General features: G+C 59.8%; 17 protein-coding genes. 6 read left to right on the top strand and 11 right to left on the bottom strand.

The window, feature by feature from the left end; all coding sequences use genetic code 11:
- Positions 1–103: 103 nt before the first annotated feature.
- Positions 104–1,363, bottom strand: a complete 1,260-nt coding sequence (gene rho, locus A0251_RS12260; RefSeq protein ID WP_062817139.1) for a transcription termination factor Rho — start codon at positions 1,361–1,363, stop codon at positions 104–106.
- Positions 1,364–1,665: 302 nt separating this feature from the next.
- A complete protein-coding gene (trxA, locus tag A0251_RS12255) occupies positions 1,666–1,992 on the bottom strand; it encodes a thioredoxin TrxA (protein ID WP_062817138.1) in 327 nt (108 codons plus the stop codon).
- A 243-nt stretch (positions 1,993–2,235) separates the two neighbouring features.
- On the opposite strand from trxA, the gene ppx reads away from it, so the two are divergent.
- On the top strand, positions 2,236–3,732 hold the full coding sequence (ppx, locus tag A0251_RS12250; protein ID WP_062817137.1) for an exopolyphosphatase: 1,497 nt from the start codon (positions 2,236–2,238) through the stop codon (positions 3,730–3,732).
- Positions 3,733–3,874: 142 nt separating this feature from the next.
- On the opposite strand, the gene ppk1 is transcribed toward ppx, so the two are convergent.
- Positions 3,875–5,962 (bottom strand): polyphosphate kinase 1, encoded by a 2,088-nt coding sequence (ppk1, locus tag A0251_RS12245; protein ID WP_062817136.1) that lies wholly within the window; start codon positions 5,960–5,962, stop codon positions 3,875–3,877.
- Positions 5,963–6,326: 364 nt separating this feature from the next.
- Between ppk1 and A0251_RS12240 the strand changes: the two genes are divergently transcribed.
- The gene (locus A0251_RS12240; RefSeq protein ID WP_062817135.1) at positions 6,327–8,453 is read left to right on the top strand and encodes a TonB-dependent siderophore receptor; all 2,127 of its coding nucleotides are present in this window, start codon (positions 6,327–6,329) and stop codon (positions 8,451–8,453) included.
- Between the two features lie 61 nt (positions 8,454–8,514).
- On the opposite strand, the gene A0251_RS17690 is transcribed toward A0251_RS12240, so the two are convergent.
- Entirely contained in the window at positions 8,515–8,643 is a 129-nt protein-coding gene (locus A0251_RS17690) for a hypothetical protein (protein WP_255357634.1), read from the bottom strand.
- A gap of 136 nt (positions 8,644–8,779) precedes the next feature.
- Positions 8,780–9,790, bottom strand: a complete 1,011-nt coding sequence (gene hemB / locus A0251_RS12235) for a porphobilinogen synthase (RefSeq protein ID WP_062817134.1) — start codon at positions 9,788–9,790, stop codon at positions 8,780–8,782.
- A gap of 96 nt (positions 9,791–9,886) precedes the next feature.
- Here hemB and A0251_RS12230 point away from each other — a divergent pair, with 96 nt between their 5' ends.
- The 3 genes from A0251_RS12230 to A0251_RS12220 are packed head-to-tail and all read left to right on the top strand — an operon-like array spanning position 9,887 to position 11,492.
- Positions 9,887–10,309: a VOC family protein gene (locus tag A0251_RS12230; protein ID WP_062817133.1), complete on the top strand. Its 423-nt coding sequence runs from the start codon at positions 9,887–9,889 to the stop codon at positions 10,307–10,309.
- A 4-nt stretch (positions 10,310–10,313) separates the two neighbouring features.
- A complete protein-coding gene (gene greB / locus A0251_RS12225; RefSeq protein WP_062817132.1) occupies positions 10,314–10,829 on the top strand; it encodes a transcription elongation factor GreB in 516 nt (171 codons plus the stop codon).
- A 36-nt stretch (positions 10,830–10,865) separates the two neighbouring features.
- Complete coding sequence (locus A0251_RS12220) at positions 10,866–11,492, top strand: DUF502 domain-containing protein (RefSeq protein ID WP_062817131.1); 627 nt, start codon at positions 10,866–10,868, stop codon at positions 11,490–11,492.
- Between the two features lie 496 nt (positions 11,493–11,988).
- Here A0251_RS12220 and A0251_RS12215 read toward each other — a convergent pair whose 3' ends face one another.
- The 6 genes from A0251_RS12215 to fadI form a co-directional block, all read right to left on the bottom strand.
- On the bottom strand, positions 11,989–13,218 hold the full coding sequence (locus tag A0251_RS12215; RefSeq protein ID WP_062817130.1) for a S9 family peptidase: 1,230 nt from the start codon (positions 13,216–13,218) through the stop codon (positions 11,989–11,991).
- Positions 13,219–13,285: 67 nt separating this feature from the next.
- Positions 13,286–14,176: an alpha/beta hydrolase gene (locus tag A0251_RS12210; protein ID WP_062817129.1), complete on the bottom strand. Its 891-nt coding sequence runs from the start codon at positions 14,174–14,176 to the stop codon at positions 13,286–13,288.
- Positions 14,177–14,258: 82 nt separating this feature from the next.
- Complete coding sequence (locus A0251_RS12205; protein WP_062817128.1) at positions 14,259–15,461, bottom strand: CaiB/BaiF CoA-transferase family protein; 1,203 nt, start codon at positions 15,459–15,461, stop codon at positions 14,259–14,261.
- 119 nt (positions 15,462–15,580) lie between these two features.
- The gene (locus tag A0251_RS12200) at positions 15,581–17,884 is read right to left on the bottom strand and encodes an acyl-CoA dehydrogenase (RefSeq protein ID WP_062817127.1); all 2,304 of its coding nucleotides are present in this window, start codon (positions 17,882–17,884) and stop codon (positions 15,581–15,583) included.
- Between the two features lie 79 nt (positions 17,885–17,963).
- Positions 17,964–20,123 carry a fatty acid oxidation complex subunit alpha FadJ gene (gene fadJ, locus A0251_RS12195; RefSeq protein ID WP_062817126.1) on the bottom strand — a complete coding sequence of 720 codons (2,160 nt, stop codon included), beginning with the start codon at positions 20,121–20,123 and terminating at the stop codon, positions 17,964–17,966.
- A 22-nt stretch (positions 20,124–20,145) separates the two neighbouring features.
- Positions 20,146–21,450: an acetyl-CoA C-acyltransferase FadI gene (fadI, locus tag A0251_RS12190; RefSeq protein WP_062817125.1), complete on the bottom strand. Its 1,305-nt coding sequence runs from the start codon at positions 21,448–21,450 to the stop codon at positions 20,146–20,148.
- A 174-nt stretch (positions 21,451–21,624) separates the two neighbouring features.
- Between fadI and A0251_RS12185 the strand changes: the two genes are divergently transcribed.
- Positions 21,625–22,245, top strand: a complete 621-nt coding sequence (locus A0251_RS12185) for a TetR/AcrR family transcriptional regulator (protein WP_062817124.1) — start codon at positions 21,625–21,627, stop codon at positions 22,243–22,245.
- The last annotated feature ends 40 nt before the right edge of the window (positions 22,246–22,285 follow it).

Below are 22,285 nucleotides of genomic sequence, written 5' to 3'. Positions count from 1 at the left end.
TTTGTTGGAGCCATGCAAGCATAGCTCCAACAGCGGCTATTAGTGGGCCCCAAAAAACAAACCCCCGCCGGGGCGGGGGGTTGTGTGTTGCGGGAAGCGCCTCTTATTTGCGCTTCATGGACTCGAAGAATTCCAGATTGGTCTTGGTCTGCTTCATGCGATCGATGAGGAATTCCATGGCGCCGATCTCGTCCATGGGATGCAGAACCTTGCGCAGGATCCACATCTTCTGCAGTTCGTCCTCGCCCACCAGACGCTCTTCGCGACGGGTGCCGGACTTCTTGATATTCATGGCCGGGAACACACGTTTCTCAGCCACCTTGCGATCCAGGTGCAGTTCCATGTTGCCGGTGCCCTTGAATTCTTCGTAGATCACCTCGTCCATCTTGGAACCGGTGTCCACCAGGGCGGTGGCCAGGATAGTCAGGCTGCCACCTTCCTCGATATTACGGGCGGCACCGAAGAAGCGCTTGGGCTTTTCCAGGGCGTGGGCGTCCACACCACCGGTGAGTACCTTGCCGGAGCTGGGCTGCACGGTGTTGTAGGCACGGGCCAGACGGGTGATGGAGTCCAGCAGGATGACCACGTCCTGTTTGTGTTCTACCAGTCGCTTGGCCTTCTCGATCACCATCTCGGCCACCTGGACGTGACGGGCCGGTGGCTCATCAAAGGTGGATGCCACCACTTCACCGCGCACGGTCCGTGACATTTCCGTCACTTCTTCCGGACGCTCGTCGATGAGCAGCACGATCATGTGGGTTTCGGGGTTGTTGCGGGCGATGGACTGGGCGATGTTCTGGAGGAGCATGGTCTTACCGGCTTTGGGCGGGGCCACGATCAGGCCGCGTTGCCCTTTGCCGATGGGGGCCACCAGATCGATGACCCGGGTGGTGATGTCCTCGGTGGAGCCGTTGCCGATTTCCATCACCAGCCGTTCCGTGGGGAACAGGGGGGTCAGGTTTTCGAACAGAATCTTGTTCTTGGCGTTTTCCGGTTTGTCGAAGTTGATCTCGTTGACTTTGAGCATGGCGAAGTAACGTTCGCCATCCTTGGGAGGCCGGATCTTGCCGGAAATGGTATCGCCGGTGCGCAGATTGAAGCGACGGATCTGGCTGGGGGAGACATAGATGTCGTCCGGGCCTGCCAGGTAAGAGCCCTCGGCGGAACGAAGGAAACCGAAACCATCCTGCAGGATTTCCAGCACACCGTCTCCGTAGATGTCGGAGCCGTTCTTGGCAGCGCGCTTGAGGATGGAAAAGATCACGTCCTGTTTGCGGGTTCTTGCCAGGTTCTCGAGACCGAGTTCCTTGGCAATGTTCAGAAGTTCTCCAATCGGCTTCTGCTTCAGTTCAGAAAGATTCATTGGCGTCTAGTTTGGTGTCTTTGAATGAATTGAGAGGGTGCACTACGGGAGTGCAGCGATTGTTTTGACTATTCGAGTTGAGCATCCGGTTTATTCGGAATCTGGCCCGGCAAGCCTTAAAGGGGGCCATCAGGAATATAAAGGTAACCAGAGGTTCCGAAGGACTTGCTAAGGGGGTGCTTGTTGTAAGCTGGTTCTGGAATCTACCACCCGAACAACAGGCTGTCTAGTATTTGCGCGTGGTAAATAAAACGCCGTTCCCCCGCCTGGTGGCGGGGGAACGGACAGAGGGTGCGATCTGCTTAGAGGGTGCTGTCCAGGAATGCGGTCAGCTGGCTCTTGGACAGGGCGCCAACCTTGGTGGCTTCCACGTTGCCGTTCTTGAATACGGTCAGGGTGGGAATGCCGCGAACGCCATACTTCTTGGGCGTTTCCGGGTTGTCGTCGATGTTGATCTTGGCAATGGTCAGCTTGTCACCGTACTCGCCGGCCAGTTGCTCCAGGATCGGCGCGACCATTTTGCAGGGGCCGCACCAGGGTGCCCAGTAATCCACCAGCACCGGGCCGTCTGCATTGATGACCTGGGCTTCGAAGTCCGCGTCGGTCACGTTGATAATCTCGCCGCTCATTGAATTCTCCTGAAATAGGGGGTTAGCTGGCCCGACGGGCGGGCTGTTGCGATGGTGGATAATATCAGGTCGTGGGTGCTGAATTTCAAGCGAGTGAGTGAATTATCGCGGTAGAGTTTGCCTATGACACCGTAACGCCATGATATTCGGTTAGAATTCGGGACGTTTTTCAATTCTGCGTCTACCGGCAGCCTGCTAGGCTGGGCAGGGAAAGGGCAGTGGCCTTTCGGGAAAGGAGTGCATATGGAACATGGCGAGCATCTGGCGGCCATTGACCTGGGATCGAACAGCTTTCACATGGTCGTGGCCCGACAGGTCCACGGTGAGGTCCAGATTCTGGACGGTTTGTCCGAGAAAGTGCAGCTGGGCGCCGGTCTGGACCGGGATAACCGGCTGGACGGGGAGACCCAGGAACGGGCGCTGGATTGCCTGGGCCGGTTTGCCCAGCGCATTGCCGGGATTCCCCGCGGCAGCGTAAGGGTGGTGGGCACCAATACCCTGCGTCAGGCCCGCAATGCCCGGGAATTCATCGACCGGGCGGAAGCGGTGCTGGGCCACGACATCGAGATCGTGGCCGGCCGCGAAGAGGCCCGTCTGATTTACCTGGGGGTGGCGCACAGTCTGGCGGATGATGCCGGTCAGCGGCTGGTAGTGGATATCGGTGGCGGCTCCACGGAGCTGATTATCGGTGAGCGTTTTGAATCCACCGAGACAGAATCCCTGCACATGGGCTGTGTCAGTTTTGCCCAGCGCTTCTTTGCCGACGGCAGTATCAGCGAAAAGGCTTTCGACCGCGCCGTCACCGCCGCCCGGCAGGAGGTGCTGTCCATCCACGCCAACTATCGCCGTCTGGGCTGGCAGCAGGCCGTGGGGGCGTCTGGCACCATCAAGGCCATCAGCCAGGTGTGTGTGGACAACGGCTGGTCAGAGACCGGCATCACCATGGAGGGCCTGAAAAAGGCCCGCAAGAAGGTGATCAAGGCCGGCAAGGTGGAGCAGCTGGATCTGAAGGGGCTGCGCGAGGATCGCCGGGCGATCTTTCCCTCCGGGCTGGCGATTCTCTATGGCATCTTCGAGCAGTTGAGCATTGATCAGATGGAAGTGTCCGGTGGCGCGCTGCGCGAAGGTCTCTTGTATGACCTGCTGGGTCGATTCGCCCACGAGGATGTGCGCGAACGCAGCATCCAGTCGCTGATGAGCCGCCATCATGTGGAGCGCACCCAGGCGGAGCGCGTCTGCGACACGGCCATGGGGCTGTACCGTCAGGTGGCCAAGAGCTGGCAACTGGAGGATGACGAGCTGGCGGACACCCTGCGTTGGGGGGCGTTGCTCCACGAGGTGGGCCTGGCGGTCTCCCATAGCCAGTTCCACAAACATGGTGCCTATCTGGTAACCAATTCAGACCTGCCCGGGTTTTCCCGCCAGGAGCAGCAGGCCGTGGCAGTGCTGGTGCGCGGCCACCGCCGCAAACTTCCTCTTTCTGCGCTCTCGGAACTGCCCGACGATGAGCAGCAGGGCCTGTTGCGGCTTTGCCTGGTGCTGCGACTGTCTGCCCGCTTGCACCATGCCCGCTGCGACGAAGTCATACCCGAGATGATTCTCAACGCCGAGGACACGACGCTCAGCCTGCGTTTCCCTCGTCACTGGCTGGAAGAGCATCCGCTGACGCTGGCGGATCTGGAGCAGGAACAGGACTATTTCCGTGCTGGCGGCTATGAGTTGAAGTTAATGGATAATTGATCACTCGCGGGAAAGGGCATCCCGTTCTGAAACACAAGAGGCCGCGCCCAAACGCTTGGACGCGGCCTCTTGCCTGCAAAAACAGCCGCGACGCCAATCCGCGCCGTTATCGACTGTCCATTCTCACATATCCAGGAAAAACTCAGCTTCCGCCCAGGGTTTCCAGCAAGGTCTGTTGAGCGATGAACACTGGCTCGCCATTCTCGGGCTGGGCGCGCAGGTAGCTGCCATCGGGTTGCAGTAGCCAGGCGCGGCTGTTGTCGCGCAGGTAATAGTGCAGGCCCTGTTCAATTACCTGGGCCTTGAGCACCGGGTCGTTGATCGGGAAGCAGGTTTCCACCCGGTTGAACAGGTTGCGATCCATCCAGTCGGCACTGGAGCCATACACCAGATCCTCGCCGCCATGGTGGAAGTGATAAATCCGCGTATGTTCCAGGAAACGTCCGATCACCGAGCGCACCCGGATATTTTCGGAGAGCCCCGGGATTCCGGGTTTCAGACAACAGATACCGCGCACGATCAGATCAATCTCCACCCCCGCCTGACTGGCCCGGTACAGGGCCTGGATGATCTTCTCTTCGGTGAGGGAATTGAATTTGGCAATGATCCGCGCCGGTTTCCCGGCGGTGGCTTGCTGCGTTTCAAAGTCGATCCATTCGATCAGTGACGGGTGCAGGGTAAAAGGCGAATGCTTCAGCTGCTTGAGCCGCGCCGCCTTGCCCATGCCGGTGAGCTCCTGGAAGATCTTGTGCACGTCCTGGCAGATGCCTTTCTCGCAGGTCATCAGGCCGTAGTCGGTGTACAGCTTGGTGGTCTTGGTGTGGTAATTACCGGTGCCCAGGTGCACATAGCGTTTGATGCCATCGCCTTCGCGGCGCACCACCAGCAACATCTTGGCGTGGGTCTTGTAGCCCACCACCCCGTACACCACGATGGCGCCGGCTTCCTGCAAGCGCCGGGCCCCTTCGATATTGGATTCTTCGTCAAAGCGCGCCCGCAGTTCCACGATGGCGGTGACTTCCTTGCCGTTACGGGCGGCGGTTTCCAGATGATCAAGGATTTCTGACTTGGTACCGGTGCGGTAGAGGGTCTGTTTGATGGCCAGCACCTTGGGATCCCGGGCCGCTTCTGCCAGCAGGTTGACCACCGGCTGGAAGGATTCAAAGGGGTGATGCAGCAGAATATCCCCCTGGTCCATGGCGTCGAAAATGGTGTCTGTTTTTTTCACCGCCGGTGCCAGCTTCGGCGAAAAAGGCGGGTAGTGCAGGCGCGGGCGATTGACGCTGGTAAACATGCGCGCCAGATTCACCGGGCCATTCACCTCGTACAAATCAATCTCGGCAAGCTCGAACTGTTCCAGCAAATAGTCGATCAGGTGGCGAGGGCAATTGTCCGCCACTTCCAGGCGCACTTCGTCGCCATAACGGCGCGACAGCAATTGCCCTTTCAGGGCGCTGGCCAGATCTTCCACTTCCTCGTCCACTTCCATGTCCGCATTGCGGGTGACCCGGAACTGGTAGCAGCCGGTGGCTTTCATGCCGGGGAAGAGATCCGACACGTGGGCGTGGATCATGGATGACAGGAACACAAAGTTGTCGTCGCCCCCTTCGCTGATCTCGTCAGGGATGCGGATCAGGCGGGGCAGGGAACGGGGCGCAGGCACGATGGCCAGGCCGGTGGAGCGGCCAAAGGCATCCTTGCCGTCCAGCGGCACGATAAAGTTCAGGCTTTTATTCACCAGCCGCGGGAACGGGTGGGACGGATCCAGCGCGATGGGCGTCAATACCGGGTAGATCTGTTCGCGAAAATATTTTTTCACCCACTCGGCCTGGGCCTCGGTCCAGTCTTCCCGGCGCAGAAAGTCCACCCCTTCTTCGCGCAGGGCAGGCAGCAGGATGTTGTTGAGAATGTGGTACTGACGGTCCACCGCCTCGTGAGTAATGCGGCTGATTTCCCTCAGCACTTCCTCGGCCAGCATGCCGTCGGGGCCCGGTTGGCCGGTCTGGGTTTCCAGCTTGTTCTTCAGCCCGGCCACACGAATTTCAAAAAATTCGTCCATGTTGCTGGAAAAAATCAGCAGAAAATTCAGCCGTTCCATTAACGGATGGCTGTCATCCATGGCCTGCTCCAGTACCCGCAGGTTGAACTGCAGCAGGCTCAACTCCCGGTTGAAATAGTAATCCGGGTTATTGAGGTCGATGGCGCTGTGTTCGCTGGCAATGTCATTCATGGCGTCGTCCTGACGGGACCGTTTTCGGGGTTCCCTATTGCATGACATTAATGTGACACGGCAATGACAGCCGAAAAAAGATTTTATGTTACCTGGCCGGGAAAGGGACCCCTGAATTATGCCCAGCATACTTCAGTCCACGCTGATCATGCAGGGCTTCATGCAAAGGCTCCCCCGGGGGCTGTTCACATCCAGTCTGTGCGTCCTGCAGACGCCCCTTTTTGCCGGGTTACCCGGTGCTGCAGAGTTGAATTAGGTTCGTAAGCGTTGATTTTGGCGTTGTCCGGGGCTTTTCAGCGGGTTAAGCAATGAAATATAATGCGAATCATTCTTGTTATTGCTTGCCTTATTCTGGGAGTTTCTGATGAATTACCGAAATCGCGTGTTTTGGGGCACGCCGATGCTCGGCACCCTATTGCTGGTTGCCACCATTCCTGTTCAGGCCGATGAGGCCGACAGCCATGTTATTCCTGCCGTTCAGGTAAATGCCGACGTCCCTGAGGGTGAGGGCTATATCACCGAGGACCGGGCTGCCCAGTCGGGCAAGCTGGATGTGCCGGTGGAAAAGACCCCCTATGCCATTACCGTGGTAAATGAAGAGTTCATCAAGGATACCGGCGCCAAGAATGTTCAGGACGCGCTGGTGTATTCCTCCGGCGTCTATTCCGGTGCTTTCGGTTTCGATACTCGCGGTGACTGGGTGAAGGTGCGTGGCCTGGATGCCTCCGTCTATAAGGATGGCCTGCGCTCTGTTTATGGTTCCTACAACAGTGCCCGGCCCAACGTTTATGCCCTGGAAAGCATCGAAGTGCTCAAGGGGCCGTCTTCCGTGCTCTACGGTCAGGCGGAATTGGGCGGGATCGTGAATACGGTGTCCAAGCTGCCCAAACCGGAGAAGCAGGGCGAAATCTGGGCGCAGGTGGGCTCCTACGACCGCAAACAGCTGGCCGCCGATGTGACCGGCCCCATGTCCGAAGATGGCAAGCTGCTGTACCGCCTGGTTGCGCTCAAGCGTGAAAGCGGTACCCAGGTGGATCATGTGGACGACAATGGCTTTGTGTTTGCTCCGTCCTTTACCTGGCTGCCCACGGACAGCACCACCGTCACCCTGTTGTTCAATGCCCAGGAAAACAATGGCGGCATCTCCGCCCAGTTCCTGCCGGCGGAAGGCACCTTGCTGCCGGGCGTCAAGGGCGACATTCCGGTGGAGACCTTTGTCGGTGAGCCGAGCTGGGACCGTTATGACCGTACCCAGAACGAAGTCACCCTGTTCGTGGACCAGCGTCTGACTGACAACTGGAACCTGGCGGCTACCGCCCGCCACACCAGTTCCGAGACGGAAACCCGGGAGCACTGGGCGGCCATTGGCGGCACCATAAGTGCCGATGGAACGATTGAGCGCACCATGCACATGGCGGATCGTGCCACCGATGTCAGCAACTTCGATGTGCGCCTGGAAGGCAAGATGGACCTGGGGGTGACCCGCCATACCCTGGCGCTGGGTGTTGATTACCAGGATGCCCTGTGGGAAGAGGGCAACTATTTCTCTGATGTTGTGGCAACATCCACGATCAACCTCTACAACCCCCAGTATGGCAATGTGGTCTACAGCGCCCTGGACCCGGAAGATCGTAACGATAATGCCATTCGCCAGACCGGGGTTTACCTGATTGACCATATGGAAATCGGCAATGTGGTGGTGTCCGGTGCCTTGCGCCACGACGAATCCACCAACAAGGTTTTCGTTGTGGATAATGCCAATAGGGAAAGTGATGACAGCGAAACCACCGGTCGCCTGGGCCTGATGTACCAGTTCGATTTCGGTCTGTCTCCCTATGTGAGTTATTCCGAAGCGTTTGTGCCGAATCTGGGGACGAACGATGGCAGCAGCCTTGCGGCCACCACCGGTGAGCAGCAGGAGGCCGGGTTCAAGTATCTGAACGACGCGGGTGATCTGTCTGCCTCGGCGGCCTATTTCTATATCGAAGAAACCAATCGTGTGGTGCCTTCTCCCGGTCAAGACAGCGTTGAACAGGTGGGCGCCAAGTCCGAAGGCTGGGAAGTGGAAGTGAAGAAGCAGCTGGGCAACCTGGAGCTGCTGGCCAACTATACCGACCTGCGTGTGGTGGATGACCAGTCCGGTGAGCGCCTGCCCTATATCGCAGACCGACTGGCCTCTGCCTGGGGCAAGTACGAACTGGAAAACGGTCTGCGCTTTGGTGCCGGTGTGCGTTACGTGGGCGACAACGTGGGCTTTGATTATGCCGGTTCTGCGGATGGTGTCGGGGCTGCTCCCAAGGTACCTTCTGTCACCCTTTACGACGCCATGCTGGGTTATGCTGTCAACGACTGGGACTTCAGCGTCAACGTGCAGAACCTGACCGACAAGGAATACGTGTCCTGGTGTCGCGGTCAGTTCGCGACAACCGTTTATGACTGTGGCTACGGTGAGACCCGTACCGTCACCGCCAATGCCCGTTATCGTTTCTGAACGATTTCAGGGCAATAAAAAAGCCGGCGCATGCGCCGGCTTTTTTGTGTCTGGCTATTTTCTAGCCCTGGAAAATCCAGGATTGCTGGATGATGTCCAGCTCCTGCATCTCCTGGTCAGTGGGAGCGCGGCCTTCCGCGCTGGCCAGGCTCGACAGGCTCAGGGTGGCGATCAGGATCAGAGTACGCATAACAACTCCCGGGGTCAGAGACCCGACACAAAGAAAGAATCGGCAGAAAACCCGGGAAGTGTATGCCAGGGCAGCAAGAAGACATTGGCCGGGCTGGCTGCTGTGCCTGCCCGGCTGGTCAGTTTGTGAACAGAGACTAGCCAGCCCCGGCCAGTTTTTGCGCCGCCGCCTTGGCGAAGTAGGTGAGAATGCCATCGGCGCCGGCCCGTTTGAAGGCCAGCAGGGATTCCATCATTACCTTGTCCTGGTCCAGCCAGCCATTCTGGAAGGCGGCCATGTGCATGGCGTACTCGCCGCTCACTTGATAGGCGTACACCGGCACCTTGAACTCGTCTTTCACCCGGCGCACCACGTCCAGGTAGGGCATGCCCGGTTTCACCATCACCATGTCGGCGCCCTCGGCCAGGTCCAGGGCGATTTCATGGAGGGCCTCGTCACTATTGGCCGGGTCCATCTGGTAGGTGGTCTTGTCGGCCTTGCCCAGGTTGCCGGCGGAGCCCACGGCGTCACGGAAAGGGCCGTAGTAGGCGCTGGCGTACTTGGCGGAGTAGGCCATGATGCGAGTGTGGATGTGTCCGTTGGCTTCCAGTGCGTCGCGGATGGCGCCGATGCGGCCGTCCATCATGTCCGAGGGCGCTATCACGTCAGCACCCGCTTCCGCCTGGGACAGGGCCTGTTTGACCAGGGCTTCCACAGTGACATCGTTGAGCACGTAACCGCTGTCGTCGATGATGCCGTCCTGGCCGTGGGTGGTGAACGGGTCCAGGGCGCCGTCGGTGATCACCCCCATTTCCGGTACCGCCGCCTTGATGGCGCGCACCGCCCGCTGGGCCAGGCCATCCGGATTCCAGGCCTCCTGACCGTCCAGGGTTTTGACCTCTGCCGGGGTGACTGGAAACAGGGCCATGGCCGGTACGCCAAGCCTGGCCAGTTCCTCGGCTTCCCGGACCAGCAGATCCACACTCATGCGCTCCACGCCGGGCATGGACGCCACTGTCTCGGTCTGGTTTTTTCCCTCCAGCACAAACACCGGATAGATCAGGTCGTCCACCGTGAGGGTGTTTTCGCGCATCAGCCGACGGGAGAAGTCGTCGCGACGCATGCGGCGCAGACGGGTGGCGGGCCAGGGAGCGCGGGTGACAGACATGGGGCGGAGTCCTCTAGTAACATGGGGCGCCCGACGCAGGCGAACAAAGGTTCCGTATCGGGCGGAATGACGAGAGTTTAGCAAGAGCGGTAGACGATGGAAAAACAGCCGGCCTTTCATCTGGCCTTTATGGTGAATGACCTGGAAGAATCGGCAGACTTTTACTGCCGTGTGTTGGGTGGCCGACGGGGTCGGGATGCCCCCAATTGGGTGGATATCGATCTGCATGGCCATCAATTGTCTCTGCACAAGGGCAAAGACCTGACTCCGATCCAGGGCTACAGTGAGGTGGATGGCCACCCGGTGCCCATGCCTCATTTTGGCGTGGTGCTGGATTTCCCCCGCTGGGAAACCCTGGTGGAACGCATTTACGACAATGACTGGCCATTCCTGCTCAAGCCCCGTGAACGTTTTGTGGGCCAGCCCGCCGAGCAGGGCACGTTTTTCGTGCAGGACCCCACCGGCAATACGCTGGAGTTCAAGGGGCTGCGCGAGATTGATCGAATTTTCGAGGTATAACCCCATGGGCCGCTGGCGACCAAAAGGGATTCCGGCTTCCAAGTACATCACCGCCGAAGGTTATAAAACGCTTAACGACGAGTTGCAGTATCTGTGGAAGGAAAAGCGCCCGGCGGTGACCCAGGCGGTGCAGGAAGCCGCTGCCCAGGGAGACCGGTCGGAGAATGCCGAATACATCTACGGCAAGAAGCAGCTGCGTGAGATCGATCGGCGGGTACGCTTTCTCAGCAAGCGCCTGGATGACATGACCGTGGTGGACCGCTTGCCGGAAGACCAGAGCCGGGTGTTTTTCGGGGCCTGGGTGGAACTGGAAAACGATGAGGGCGAGACCGAAACCTATCGCCTGGTGGGCCCGGACGAGACGGATGCCAAGAAGCATTACATCAGCATCGATGCGCCACTGGCACGGGCCTTGCTGAAGAAACAGGTGGATGACGAGGTGGAAGTGCGAACCCCCACCGGTGAGCGTTGTCTGTTTATCAATCGCATCTGGTACGAGCCCCCTGGCAGCCGCGATTGAGCGTCGCCCATACAACCGGTAAGGAAGGCATAATCCATGAGCGCCAATCGCCGCATCTGGTTTTTTATTCGCAAGTCCCTGTTGGGTGGTCTGACCATCCTGCTGCCGATTTCCATCATCGTGTTTTTCTTCCGCTGGATTTACCAGACGGTGACGGAAATGATCGCTCCCTTTACCACGGTCTTTATCCGCGCCTTCGATCTGCCCAAGTTTGTGGCCGACTGGTTGTCAGTGCTGGCGGTGCTGGTGCTGTGCTTTTTGGTGGGGACCCTGGTGGCCACCCGTCTGGGAAGCTGGCTGTGGCAGCAGTGGGAAGAGAATGTGATGACCCGGCTGCCGGGTTACAAGACGGTCAAGGAAGTGATCGGCCAGTTGATGGGTAGCAGCAGTGACAGCCCGTTCAGTCGCGGAGAAGTGGCGCGGGTGTGGCTGTATGGCCGGGACACGGATGTGTCGGTGACGGCCCTGGTCACGTCGCGACATGGGGATGGTCATGTGACGGTGTTCGTGCCCACGGGGCCCAACCCCACCAGCGGGTTTATCTACCACGTACATGAGAGCCTGGTGGAACTGCACCCGGAAATCGGCGTGGAAAGCATGATGAAAACCGTGGTGTCCTGCGGTGCGGGCACGGCGGCGTTGTTCAAGACCGACAAGTCGTAGGAGCTACAAGCTACAAGCTACAAGCTACAAGCTACAAGCTACAAGCTACAAGCTACAAGCTACAAGCTACAAGCTACAAGCTACAAGCTACAAGCTACAAGCTACAAGCTACAAGCTACAAGCTACAAGCTACAAGCTACAAGCTACAAGCTACAAGCTACAAGCTACAAGCTACAAGCTACAAGCTACAAGCTACGCTGGTTGGATGGGGCAAGGCCAAAAGTTCCTCAGGTTCCGAGATATCTACGAAGCCGCTGTAGGAACGGAGCGCAGCGGAGTAACGCACGTAGTTCCGTGCGGCCCGAAGGGTGAGCGAAGCGAATAACCTATGCTTGCATGGCGAACCGTGCTTGCGCGGAAATCGCCCGCAGGGTGATCAGGCATTTCAAAACTCGACAGGTCTACCTAAAGCACTCCGCCAGGATGCTACCCCAACCCCATTCGCATGTTGCAGATCCCCTTGGGGGCAAGCATGGCTACAACGGGGAAGGGGGATTCAGGCATTCACCGCCGCTGACGTCTCCCCCAGCGCCGCCTTCATGAAATCCCGCATGGCTTTCAGATAAAGCCCCTGATCCAGATGCAGCAGATGGTTGCCCGGGAACCAGTGCAGGTCGCAATGTCCCCAGTGCTGGTGCAGCAGGTGACTGTGTTTGGGCGGGGCGAAGCGATCGCCGGCACCGCCGATGACCATACGCCCCTTGGACGGCACCTTGCATGGCCAGGTCAGGGGGGAATGCAAGGCGGTAATCTCGCGCAGGCCCTGCAGGTCCGTGCCGTAGACTTTTTTCATCAGGCCCACCTGCAGGTTGATCGGGAACCAGCTCTGCATCAGGTCCATGATGCTGACCAGTGGCACATTGGGAATGGCAAAGGCCAGGTCGTCTTCCAGTGCGGCCAGGAGTCCGGTGGTGTAACCGCCGAGAGAGATCCCCGTGGCGCCCATGGCCGGCGTGCCCTGGGCACGCAAATAATCCATGAACAGACGCAGGTCATGGATGGCATGGGCGAACGTTTCGTTGAGTAGGGCCATGCCCTGGCTGAAAAACTGGGCGCCGCTGAACGGGGCAAGACGGCCCTTGCGGCGTCCATGGAACGGCAGGGTGTAGAGCAAGACATCGAAGCCCTGCTTGTAAAACCAGGGTAGCGCCAGCCAGCGGGTATTGAGCCAGTAGGGGTCGGCCACAAAGCCGTGGATCATGATCAGTGTCGGGCGCGGTTCGCCATGGTGACGCCAGTGCTGGGCCCAGGCGGTGCGGTTGCGACGGTGGCTCAGGTAACGGTCACGCAGCGCCGGGTTTCTGGGCTCGAAGGGTGAGCGAAAGCGCAGGGTATGGGCCTCACCATCCTCCGGCTGAAAGTGATAGGGGGCCACCGGAATACGTTCAATGTTTGCCGTCTGTGTGGGCCGGCTAAAGAACGTATTGGGATCGTCTTCCTGGAGAAAGGGGCGGTAAAAATCCACCAGCGCCCGTTCTTCCTTTTGCCGGGAGAGATTCAGTGTGGCGGGCAGGGCTGCGGCGCCGGCCATGCTGGCCAGCCCGGTCCGCGCCACTGTGTCGATGCCGGCGGTGTAGTCGATCCGCCAGCGGGTATCGTTGTCTGCCAGAAAGTGATCCGGCAGGGCATGAAAACCCGTGGGCAAAGTCTGCCACCAGGGCTGGGTAAGCCGGGGCAGGTCCTCGTCGCAATAATCGTCCTGATGAATGCGGGGCAGTTCGGTCATGCCGCCTCCCTGTTGTTGGAATAATCAGTTAACGCCAGTGTTCAGGTGGCGGCAATGACCAAAAAAATCAGGCGGTGCGGATAAACTCGACCACGCGTTTCAGGTCCCGGTTGGCCTCCGGCAGGAAGGGAACCATGATCGGCCAGACATGAAACAGCCCCGACCGTTCGATCCATTTCACCCGCACCCCGGCTTTTTCCGCAGCCTTTCGAACCTGTTTGCCGTCGGCATAGAGCACCTCGTCGGTGCTGGCGGTAATCAGCATGGGGCAGACGCCCTGGTAGTCGCCCAGGCAAGGAGAGGCATAGGGGTGTGTGCGGTCCTCTTTGTTGGGGATGTAGATATCAATCACGGTGCGAATGATATCCGCGGACAACATGGCATCGCTGGGGTCCAGGGCGTCCATGACCTTGTCATCCGGTGACGCATTACTGGCCGGAGAAAACAGCACCGCACAGCGAGGCTGGGGCAGGCCCTTGTCACGGATGTGCAGCAGGGTGGCCAGGGTCAGGCCGCCACCGGCAGAATCCCCGGCGATGACGATGTCGCTGGGGTTCTTGCCCAGGGCCAGCAGGTATTCGTAGGCCTCCATGACCCGGTTTACGGCTTCCGGGAACGGGTGCTCCGGCGCAAACGGGTATACCGGCAGATAGACTTCGCCATGCAGCTGCTTGGCCAGGCGCCCGGCCAGGTTGTGATAAGTCCGGGTTACCCCGCCGATATAGGCGCCACCATGCAGGTAAAGCACGGTGGTGGACGGATTGCTGACACCCAGGTGGTCACCCTCGAACTGGGGCTCGCGGATCTGCTTGAGTGTCACCTTGCGGGGCAGCAGGGTAATCGTTGGCGTGTTGTTAAATGCCTTGCGCAGGTGACGAACCAATTGCTCCTGGTTGAGTCCGTGGCGCTTGATGGTGCGGCGGGTCACCGCCTTGATGATTTTGGCCTGAATGCTCATGGGTTTTCCGTATTTGTTCTTTTTTCACTACGGTATGACGTTTTGCCAGACAGTAGCAGGGTTGATCGGGTCAGAACCGGGCTCAGGCCCGGCGTTTTTCCTGATTCGCAAACAGCGGGTTATGCTCGCCCAGGGCGGGACTGTCGCCATCCCGGGTCTGGGCGCCTACAAAGCGGATGGGTGAGCGCAATACCGGGCCCTTGTGGTTGTTAGTGACCAGACCGCGGGCCTGCACCTGTTCATTGGCCAGGGCCTCTTCCAGCGTGAGAATGCCGGACACGCAGGTGTCCTTGTGGGCGAGGCGCGCATCCCACTGATCCCGGGTGCGGGTAAGCAGAATCAGTTGAATGGCCCAGCGCACCGGCACCATCAGGCGGCGCAGTTTCTTCGGGTCGGCGGCCAGTTTGGTCAGGGCATCGTTGCCGCCGCTGGAAGATTGTGGTTTTTCACTGGAATGCCCCGATGTCTTTCTCTTCTTTCCGGTTTTTTTCTTCCAGAGAAATCCCGGCGTAATTTCCTTCAGGAATGCCATGAAGAACTTGGGCTCCAGGGAGCCCACCGCCAGGTACTTGCCGTCCCGGCAGCGGTACACGTTGTAGTTGGCCAGGGCGCCAGTGAGCATGTCCTTGCCACGGGGCTGGCTGTTGCCGTGCTGGTGGTGGGTGGCCAGGGCCATGCTCTGCAGCGCCAGGGCACCGTCCAGCATGGCCACATCCACCCAGCAGCCTTCGCCACTCTGACGGGCGCCCATCACCGCCGCAAGAATGCCGATGGCGCAGTTCTGGGCGCCGCCGGCCAGGTCGGCGATCTGCACGTTGGACATGGCCGGGCGTTTGCCGGGCAGGCCGGTCTGGTCCAGCACGCCGGCATAGCCCAGGTAATTCAGATCATGGCCGGGGCGGTCTGCATAGGGGCCGGTCTGGCCGTAACCGGTGAGAGAGGCATAGACCAGTTGCGGGTTGATGGCCTTGAGAGTGTCGTAACCACAACCCAGCTTATCCATGACGCCAGGGCGAAAGGATTCCAGGACCACGTCAGCGTCTTTTACCAGTGCCTTGAATCGTTCCACGTCGTCGAGCTGGCGCAGATCCAGGGTCAGGGACTGTTTGCCCCGGTTGACGATATCGAACAATTCCGGGGACAGTTCCCGGGCATAATCGCCGCCATCCGGCTCCTCGATCTTGATTACCTCGGCACCCAGCTGGGCCAGGGTCAGGGAGCAGAAGGGGCCGGGCAGCAGCCGGGACAGGTCAAGGACCGTCAGGCCGTCCAGTAGTGGGTTCATGGATTATCCTGTGGGTTGTGGCGGCAGCATTCCTTTGCATTGCCGGGTGGCAGTGCAAAGGAATGGAACCGGGCAAAAGAAAACCGAACGCCCGGAGCGGGCGTTCGGTATCGGGGACGTTACTGGCCTACGGCTTTGGCCAGCTCGTACTCCGGCGGCTGTTCCACACCACCGTCACCGGTGGCGCTCATGGCGGGGATGCCGCCGGCGCCGTAGTACTCATCCTTGGTGAACACATCCACCTCAATGGCCAGCATGCAGGCGGCGGTGGCGTCATTCAGCAGAGCCAGTTCCGCATCGCTGATCACACCTTGCTGGGCCGCCTCGGCAGCGATCTCCTCCACCTTGCCACGGCCCAGTTTGCGGGCTTTCTGGGCAGCGCGGATCTTGTTGCGAACCGGCTCGGCTTCGGTGGTCAGACGGAAGGCCTTGAGCAGGCGACCCAGACCCTCATCGCTTTCTTCCGGCATGTAGTTACCGCCGACAAGGCGCTTGTACTGATCGCCGTAGCTTTGCAGAGCCAGCGCGGCCTTGTGGCTGAGCTGATCATCGGGCAGCTTGGCCAGCGGGTTCAGACCCAGCCAGATACGGCCCACGGTTTTCAGGATCACACCCACCGGGCCGCCGAAGTTTTCATAGATGCCTTCGAAGGCTTTCTGGATCTGGGTCAAACCGTATTCACCGGCATACTGCACCAGCGCCAGGTCTTCCGCCTTGCGGCCTTCGGCTTCAAAACGACGCAGGGCAGAGGTGGTGATGTACAACCAGGCAACCGCATCCGCATAACGACCGGTCAGGTTGCCACGGGCTTTCAGTTTGCCGCCCACGAAGAACATGGCCAGGTTGGTGAGCAGGCCAAAGCGGGTGGCGGCCCAGCCCAGACGACGGTAGATACTCTTGGTCTTCGGCTCCACATTCGGCACCTTCACGGTGAACCAGCCGCGGGTAACGCCGCGTACCAGGGTCATTACCATGCCGAGCAGGAACTGCACCATCCAGCCAGTGAGATTCTTGCGGAAGCTGGCCACGTCCTCGTTTTCCACGGCCTGGACAACCTTGTAGGCGTAGGGGTGGCAGCGGGTGGCGCCCTGACCGAAGATCATCAGGGTGCGGGTCATGATATTGGCACCTTCCACGGTGACACTCACCGGGGCGGAGTTGTACAGGCGACCCATGGTGTTGTTGGGGCCCTGCATGACGCCGTAGCCAGCAGTCACGTCCATGGCATCGGTGCCGATCTCGCGGCCCATTTCCGTGGAGTAGGCTTTCATCACCGCGGACATCACCGGCGGCTGGATACCGTTGTCGACGGCGGAGCAACCGAATACCCGGGCAGCGTCAAAGGCGTAGGTCATACCCGCGGCCTTGCCGATCTTGTGTTCCACCCCTTCCATGCGACCCACGGGAATCCCGAACTGCTGGCGCACCATGGAGTAGGCGCCGGCAATCATGGCGCCGTGGCGTACACCGCAGACACCGGTGGCCGGCAGGGACACCATGCGTCCACCCGCCAGGGCTTCCATGAGCATCTTCCAGCCCATGCCGGTGTATTCCACGCCACCCAGCACATTGCCGGCCGGCACGATCACATCACGGCCGACAATGGGGCCGTTGGGGAAGTGTTCACCGATGGGTTGGTGGTGGTCGCCGATGTGCAGGCCTTCAGTGCCCTTGGCGCCTTTTTCAATCAATACCACAGTGATGCCCGGCTCTTCACCCTTGCCAAGCAGGTTCTCCGGATCGTGCAGGCGCACGGCCAGGGAAATCAGGTTGGCCACCGGCGCCAGAGTGATATAGCGCTTGCGGAAATTCAGCTTGAATTTCACTTCGCCGTCATCGTCCTTGAACACTACCCCTTCCGCTTTCAGGGAGGCCGCGTCGGAACCCGCAGTGGGTTCGGTGAGGCCGAAGCAAGGAATGAAATCACCCTTGGCCAGCTTGGGCAGATAGTAGTTCTTCTGCTCATCGGTGCCGTAGTGACCGAGCAGCTCTGCGGCGCCCAGGGAATTGGGAATCACCACCATGGCGCTGAGCAGGCCGGAGTAGGAGCTGACCTTGGCCATGATGCAGGATTTCGCCTGGGTGGACATGGGCATGCCGCCGTATTCCTTGGCGATCTGCATGGCAAAGAAGCCATTGTCGGCCATGAACTTGAAGATATCGTCCGGCAGCTTGCGGGTACGGGACAGCTCATAGCTGTCGGCCATCTTCAGCAGCTCTTCCACCGGGCCGTCCAGGAATGCCTGTTCGTGGGCGGGGAGCTGGTCATAGTTTTCGGCGAGGATTTTTTCAAAGTCCACCTTGCCGCCGAAGAATTGACCATCAATCCATACATCGCCGGCTTCCAGGGCCTGGCGTTCGGTGTCGGAAATCTGCGGGAGAATCTTGTTGTCCCGCATCCAGTTCATCACTTGTTGAAACATGCTGTGGTTCCTTTGAGGTTGTTAGGCCCTGCAGGGCAGGACGAACGTTTACGGGCGCGAACAAACAAGCGCCGGACGCTTACGGGTAAAAGCGTTGTTTCTTTTTCGCCATGTCTATCAATAGCGGAGCCGGTGTGAAGCGGTCGCCAAACTGTTCGGCAAGTCGCTCCAGAGTGCGTACCGAATTGGTAAGACCCAGGCTGTCCATGTACCGGAACGGGCCGCCGCGGAAGGGGGGGAAGCCCAGACCGAAGATGGCACCGATGTCGCCGTGCATGGGATCGCTGATAATGCCGTCCTGCAGGCAGTAGGCGGCTTCGTTGATCATCAGCCAGACGCAACGGCTGACGATTTCTTCGTCGTCCGCGTCCTTTTCCTGGCTCACATTCATCAGCTCGTAGAGCGCGGTATTCACCGGCTTTTCACCCTTGGCCACGCCTTCATAAATATAGAAACCGCGGCCACTCTTGCGACCCAGATAATCGTTTTCGATCATCAGGCCGGCGGCATCCGGTGACGCCATACGTTCACCGAAGGCCTTTTCCAGTACCGGGCCCACCTTGGTGCCCACATCCACCCCCACTTCGTCGAGCAGGGTGATGGGGCCCACCGGGAAGCCAAAGCGCACCAGCGCCTTGTCCACGGCTTTTACATCCACGCCTTCTGTTAGCAGACGGGTGGATTCATTCAGGTAGGGCGCAAGAATACGGGTGGTATAAAAGCCCGGGCCGTCCTTCACCACGATCACGGTCTTGCCCTGGGCCTTGCCGAAGGCCACGCAGCCGGCGGTCACTTCCGGGGCGGTCTTGTCCGTGGTGATGATTTCCAGCAGGGGCATCTTTTCCACCGGCGAGAAGTAGTGCAGGCCGATCACGTTTTCCGGACGCTCGGCGGCACTGGCAATCTCGGTGATGGGAATGGAAGAGGTGTTGGAAGCAAAGACCGTGTGCTTGTTGCCGTTGGCTTCCACGTCCTTGAGCATCCTGTGTTTCAGACCCAGGTCTTCGAATACGGCTTCCACCACCAGGTCCAGGCCCTTGAAACCGCTGTAATCGGCGGTGTAGGAAATGCGGCCCTGTTCGGCGCTGGCATCGGCGGCGCTCATGGCGCCTTTCTTGGTGCGCTTGTTGTAGAACTCGCTGACGTATTTCACGCCGTGGGCCAGGCCTTTGTCGTCCCGGTCTTTCAGGCGTACCGGCAGCTTGGCCTTGTTGATGGTGGTCAGCGCGATGCCGGCCCCCATCAGGCCGGCACCGAGGACACCGACTTTTTCCATGTTCCGGGCTTTCACGCCGTCTGCCACAAAGGTCTCTTTCTTCAGGGTGTTGGTGGCGTGGAAGATGCCGCGCAACTGTTTCGACTGCGGTGACATGGCCAGCTCGCCAAACAGCCGCGCTTCAGTGGCGTACCCCTGTTCGATGCCGTCCTCGAAGCCCGCTTCCACCGCATCGATGATGGCTGGCGGAGCCGGGTAGAGGCCGTGGGTTTTCTTGGCGGTCTGTTTGCGGGCCTGATCGAAGACCATCTTGCGGCCCAGGCTGTTCTGTTCCAGCGCCGCTTTGGTAATGCCATCCTTGCTGAAGTAACTGGCAAAATTGACGCCGCTTTCTTCCTTGGCATCCGCCAGTTCCAGCGCCCGTGCCACGGCCCGGTCGTAGACCGCCACGGCTTCCACCACTTCATCCACCAGACCGATTTTTTTCGCCGGCTTGGCTTTCAGTTGCCGACCGGTGAGCATCAGGTCCAGGGCGGAGGCGATACCCACCAGACGCGGCATGCGCTGGGTGCCGCCGCCGGCGGGCAGCAGGCCCAGCATCACTTCCGGCAGGCCCAGTACGGTATCGCTGCTGCTAGCGGCGATACGGTAGGAGCAGGCCAGCGCCAGCTCCATGCCGCCGCCCAGGCAGGCACCCTTGATGGCGGCCACTACCGGGATATCCAGGTCTTCCAGTTTCTGGAACGTCTGCTGGCACAGTATGGACAGGTCGCTCACTTCCTTGGCGGTCTTGGCGTTTTCAAACAGCTTGATATCGGCGCCGGCCATGAAAGAGCCTGCCTTGGTGGAGTAGAGCACCAAGGCCTTGGGGGCGGCTTTTTCGATGTCGGCAAAGGCCGCGTTGAAATCGTCGGCGAACTCCGCTTTCAGGGTGTTCTGGGTATCGCCGGGCACATTGATTTCCAGTACTGCCACACCGTTATCCAGCGGTTTGAGAGTAAAGGCACGTTGTGTCTTGCTCATGGGAATCTCCTTGTTCCGCTGTTTATTCCGCTTCCAGCACCATGGCGGCACCGATGCCGCCGGCGGCGCAGGCGGTGGTCAGGGCCAGGCCGCCACCGCGACGCTGCAGTTCATACAGGGCCTGGCTGATGACGCGGGCGCCGGTGGCGCCGAAGGGGTGGCCATAGGCGATGGAGCCGCCGTTCACGTTGAGCTTGCTGCGGTCCACTTCGCCCAGGGCGGCGAGGCCGGTCTGGCTGCGGACATAGTCGTCGTCGGCCAGCCCTTTCAGGTTACAGGCCACCTGGCCGGCAAAGGCCTCATGCATGTCCACCAGGGTCAGGTCGTCCAGGGTGAGGCCGGCACGAGCCATGGCCATGGGGGCGGCGAGCACCGGGCCCATGAGCAGATCGTCTTTCGGGGTGCGCGCGGCAAAGGCGTAGGAGCGGATGTAACCCAGCGGCTCGTAGCCCAGGGCCTTGGCTTTCTTTTCGCTCATCATCAACAGGGCACCGGCACCGTCGGTGAGGGGGCTGCTGTTGCCGGCGGTGACGCTGCCGGATACCTTGTCGAAGACCGGTTTGAGTTTGCTGTAGCCGGCCCGTTCGGAGTTCTTGCGCACCAGGTTGTCGTCCTTCAGCGGGGTGGCCTTGGGCGGCAGGAAGGCGGTCATTACCTGCTTGTCCAGACGGCCTTCCGCCCAGGCGCGGGCGGCATTGCTGTGGGAGGCATGGGCCAGATCGTCCTGTTCCTGGCGGCTGATGCCCCATTTCTTGACCATTTTCTCGGTGCTTTCGCCCATGGTTTCGCCCACCGAGTATTCGGTAATGGACGGCGCCTGGGGCAGCAGGTCTTTGGCCTTCAATTGGCTGAGCAGCTTGATGCGATCTTTCATGCTCTTGGCAAAACTCACATCGCGCAGCACGGCGCTCAGTTCGGAGGACAGCGGCACCCGGGCGCAGCTGGTGGAGTCGGTGCCGCCGGCAATAGCCACGTCGGTGTAACCGGCGACAATGTTGTCGGCCACGCTGGCGGCGGTCTGGAAGCTGGTGGCACAGGCGCGGGTGATGGAGTAGGCGTCCACCGTATTCATCCCCAGCGCCAGGGCGATTTCCCGGGCGATAAAGGGGGCTTCCGGGATCATCACCGTCATGCCGAATACCAGTTGCTCGATATCGCGCTGGTCCAGGTTGTTGCGGGCCATCAGTTCTTTCACGACCATGGCGCCCAGGTCGATGGCGTTCAGGTCTTTATAGTGGGTGGCGATCCGGGCGAACGGGGTGCGCAGACCATCCACCACGGCCACGCGGCCGCTGCGGCCGGCCAGTTTCATTTTGCGAACAGGCATTCCAGACTCCTTGCAGGGGTTGCCGGTCACGGTGTAATTTTTATTACACAAAATGTGACATTGAATGGTGACAAAGTGTGTCGAGACTAGAAGGCTCTTGGCAGTGAGTCAACGTCGCAGCGGACGCTGTCTGACAGTGGTGTAATAATAATTACAGTGAAAGGAAATGAACCGGTGAAGAACGGGACGGCAGTGCTTCCCGAATCCCGCCAGGACCCGGCGGTGCGGCAGCGCATTGAATGGGCTGCCGTACAGGTGTTTGCGGATTCGGAATTCCATCAGGTGACGTTGCAGCAAATCGCCCGCGCTGCCCGCTGCAGCCTGCAGACCCTGTACCGTTACTACGGTGATGAGAAGCAGGGAAGCAAGGAGGCGCTGCTCAGCGCCTGCCTGCATCACGGCCTGGAGCAACTGGCTGAGCGTATGCTGGATCACCTGGCCGGCATTGATACCTTCCGCGATCGGCTCAGCAAGGTGTTCTGGGTGGTGCTGGACTTTTTCGACCGCAATCCGCAGATGGGCCGGATGATGATCAACTCGGTGTACCCGGGCCGCTGGGGCAGCGATACCACCCCGGGGCAGCAGCGCTTGACCGAGCTGTTCCTGAGTGTGCTGCGCGAGGGTCAGGAGCAGGGCATCCTCAATAGTCAGGTGGCCACGCCGATCCTGCTGGACTTCTTTTACGGGGTCTTGTTGCGCATTTCCCAGATGCACCTGCTCCGGGGTCGCCCCGGCCGCATGGCGGATCAGCACGGGGTGCTGTTCGATATGCTGTGGCGTGCCATCACTGTGTAAGGGGCCATCGGGCCAATCGGAGTGGGTATGCTTGTGGTTT

The organism is Alcanivorax sp. NBRC 102024 (assembly GCF_001602235.1).
In the GTDB taxonomy this organism is placed as follows: Bacteria; Pseudomonadota; Gammaproteobacteria; order Pseudomonadales; family Alcanivoracaceae; genus Alcanivorax.
The sequence above is the reverse complement of the archived record's forward strand: the minus strand, read 5'-3'. Positions and strand labels throughout refer to the sequence as shown.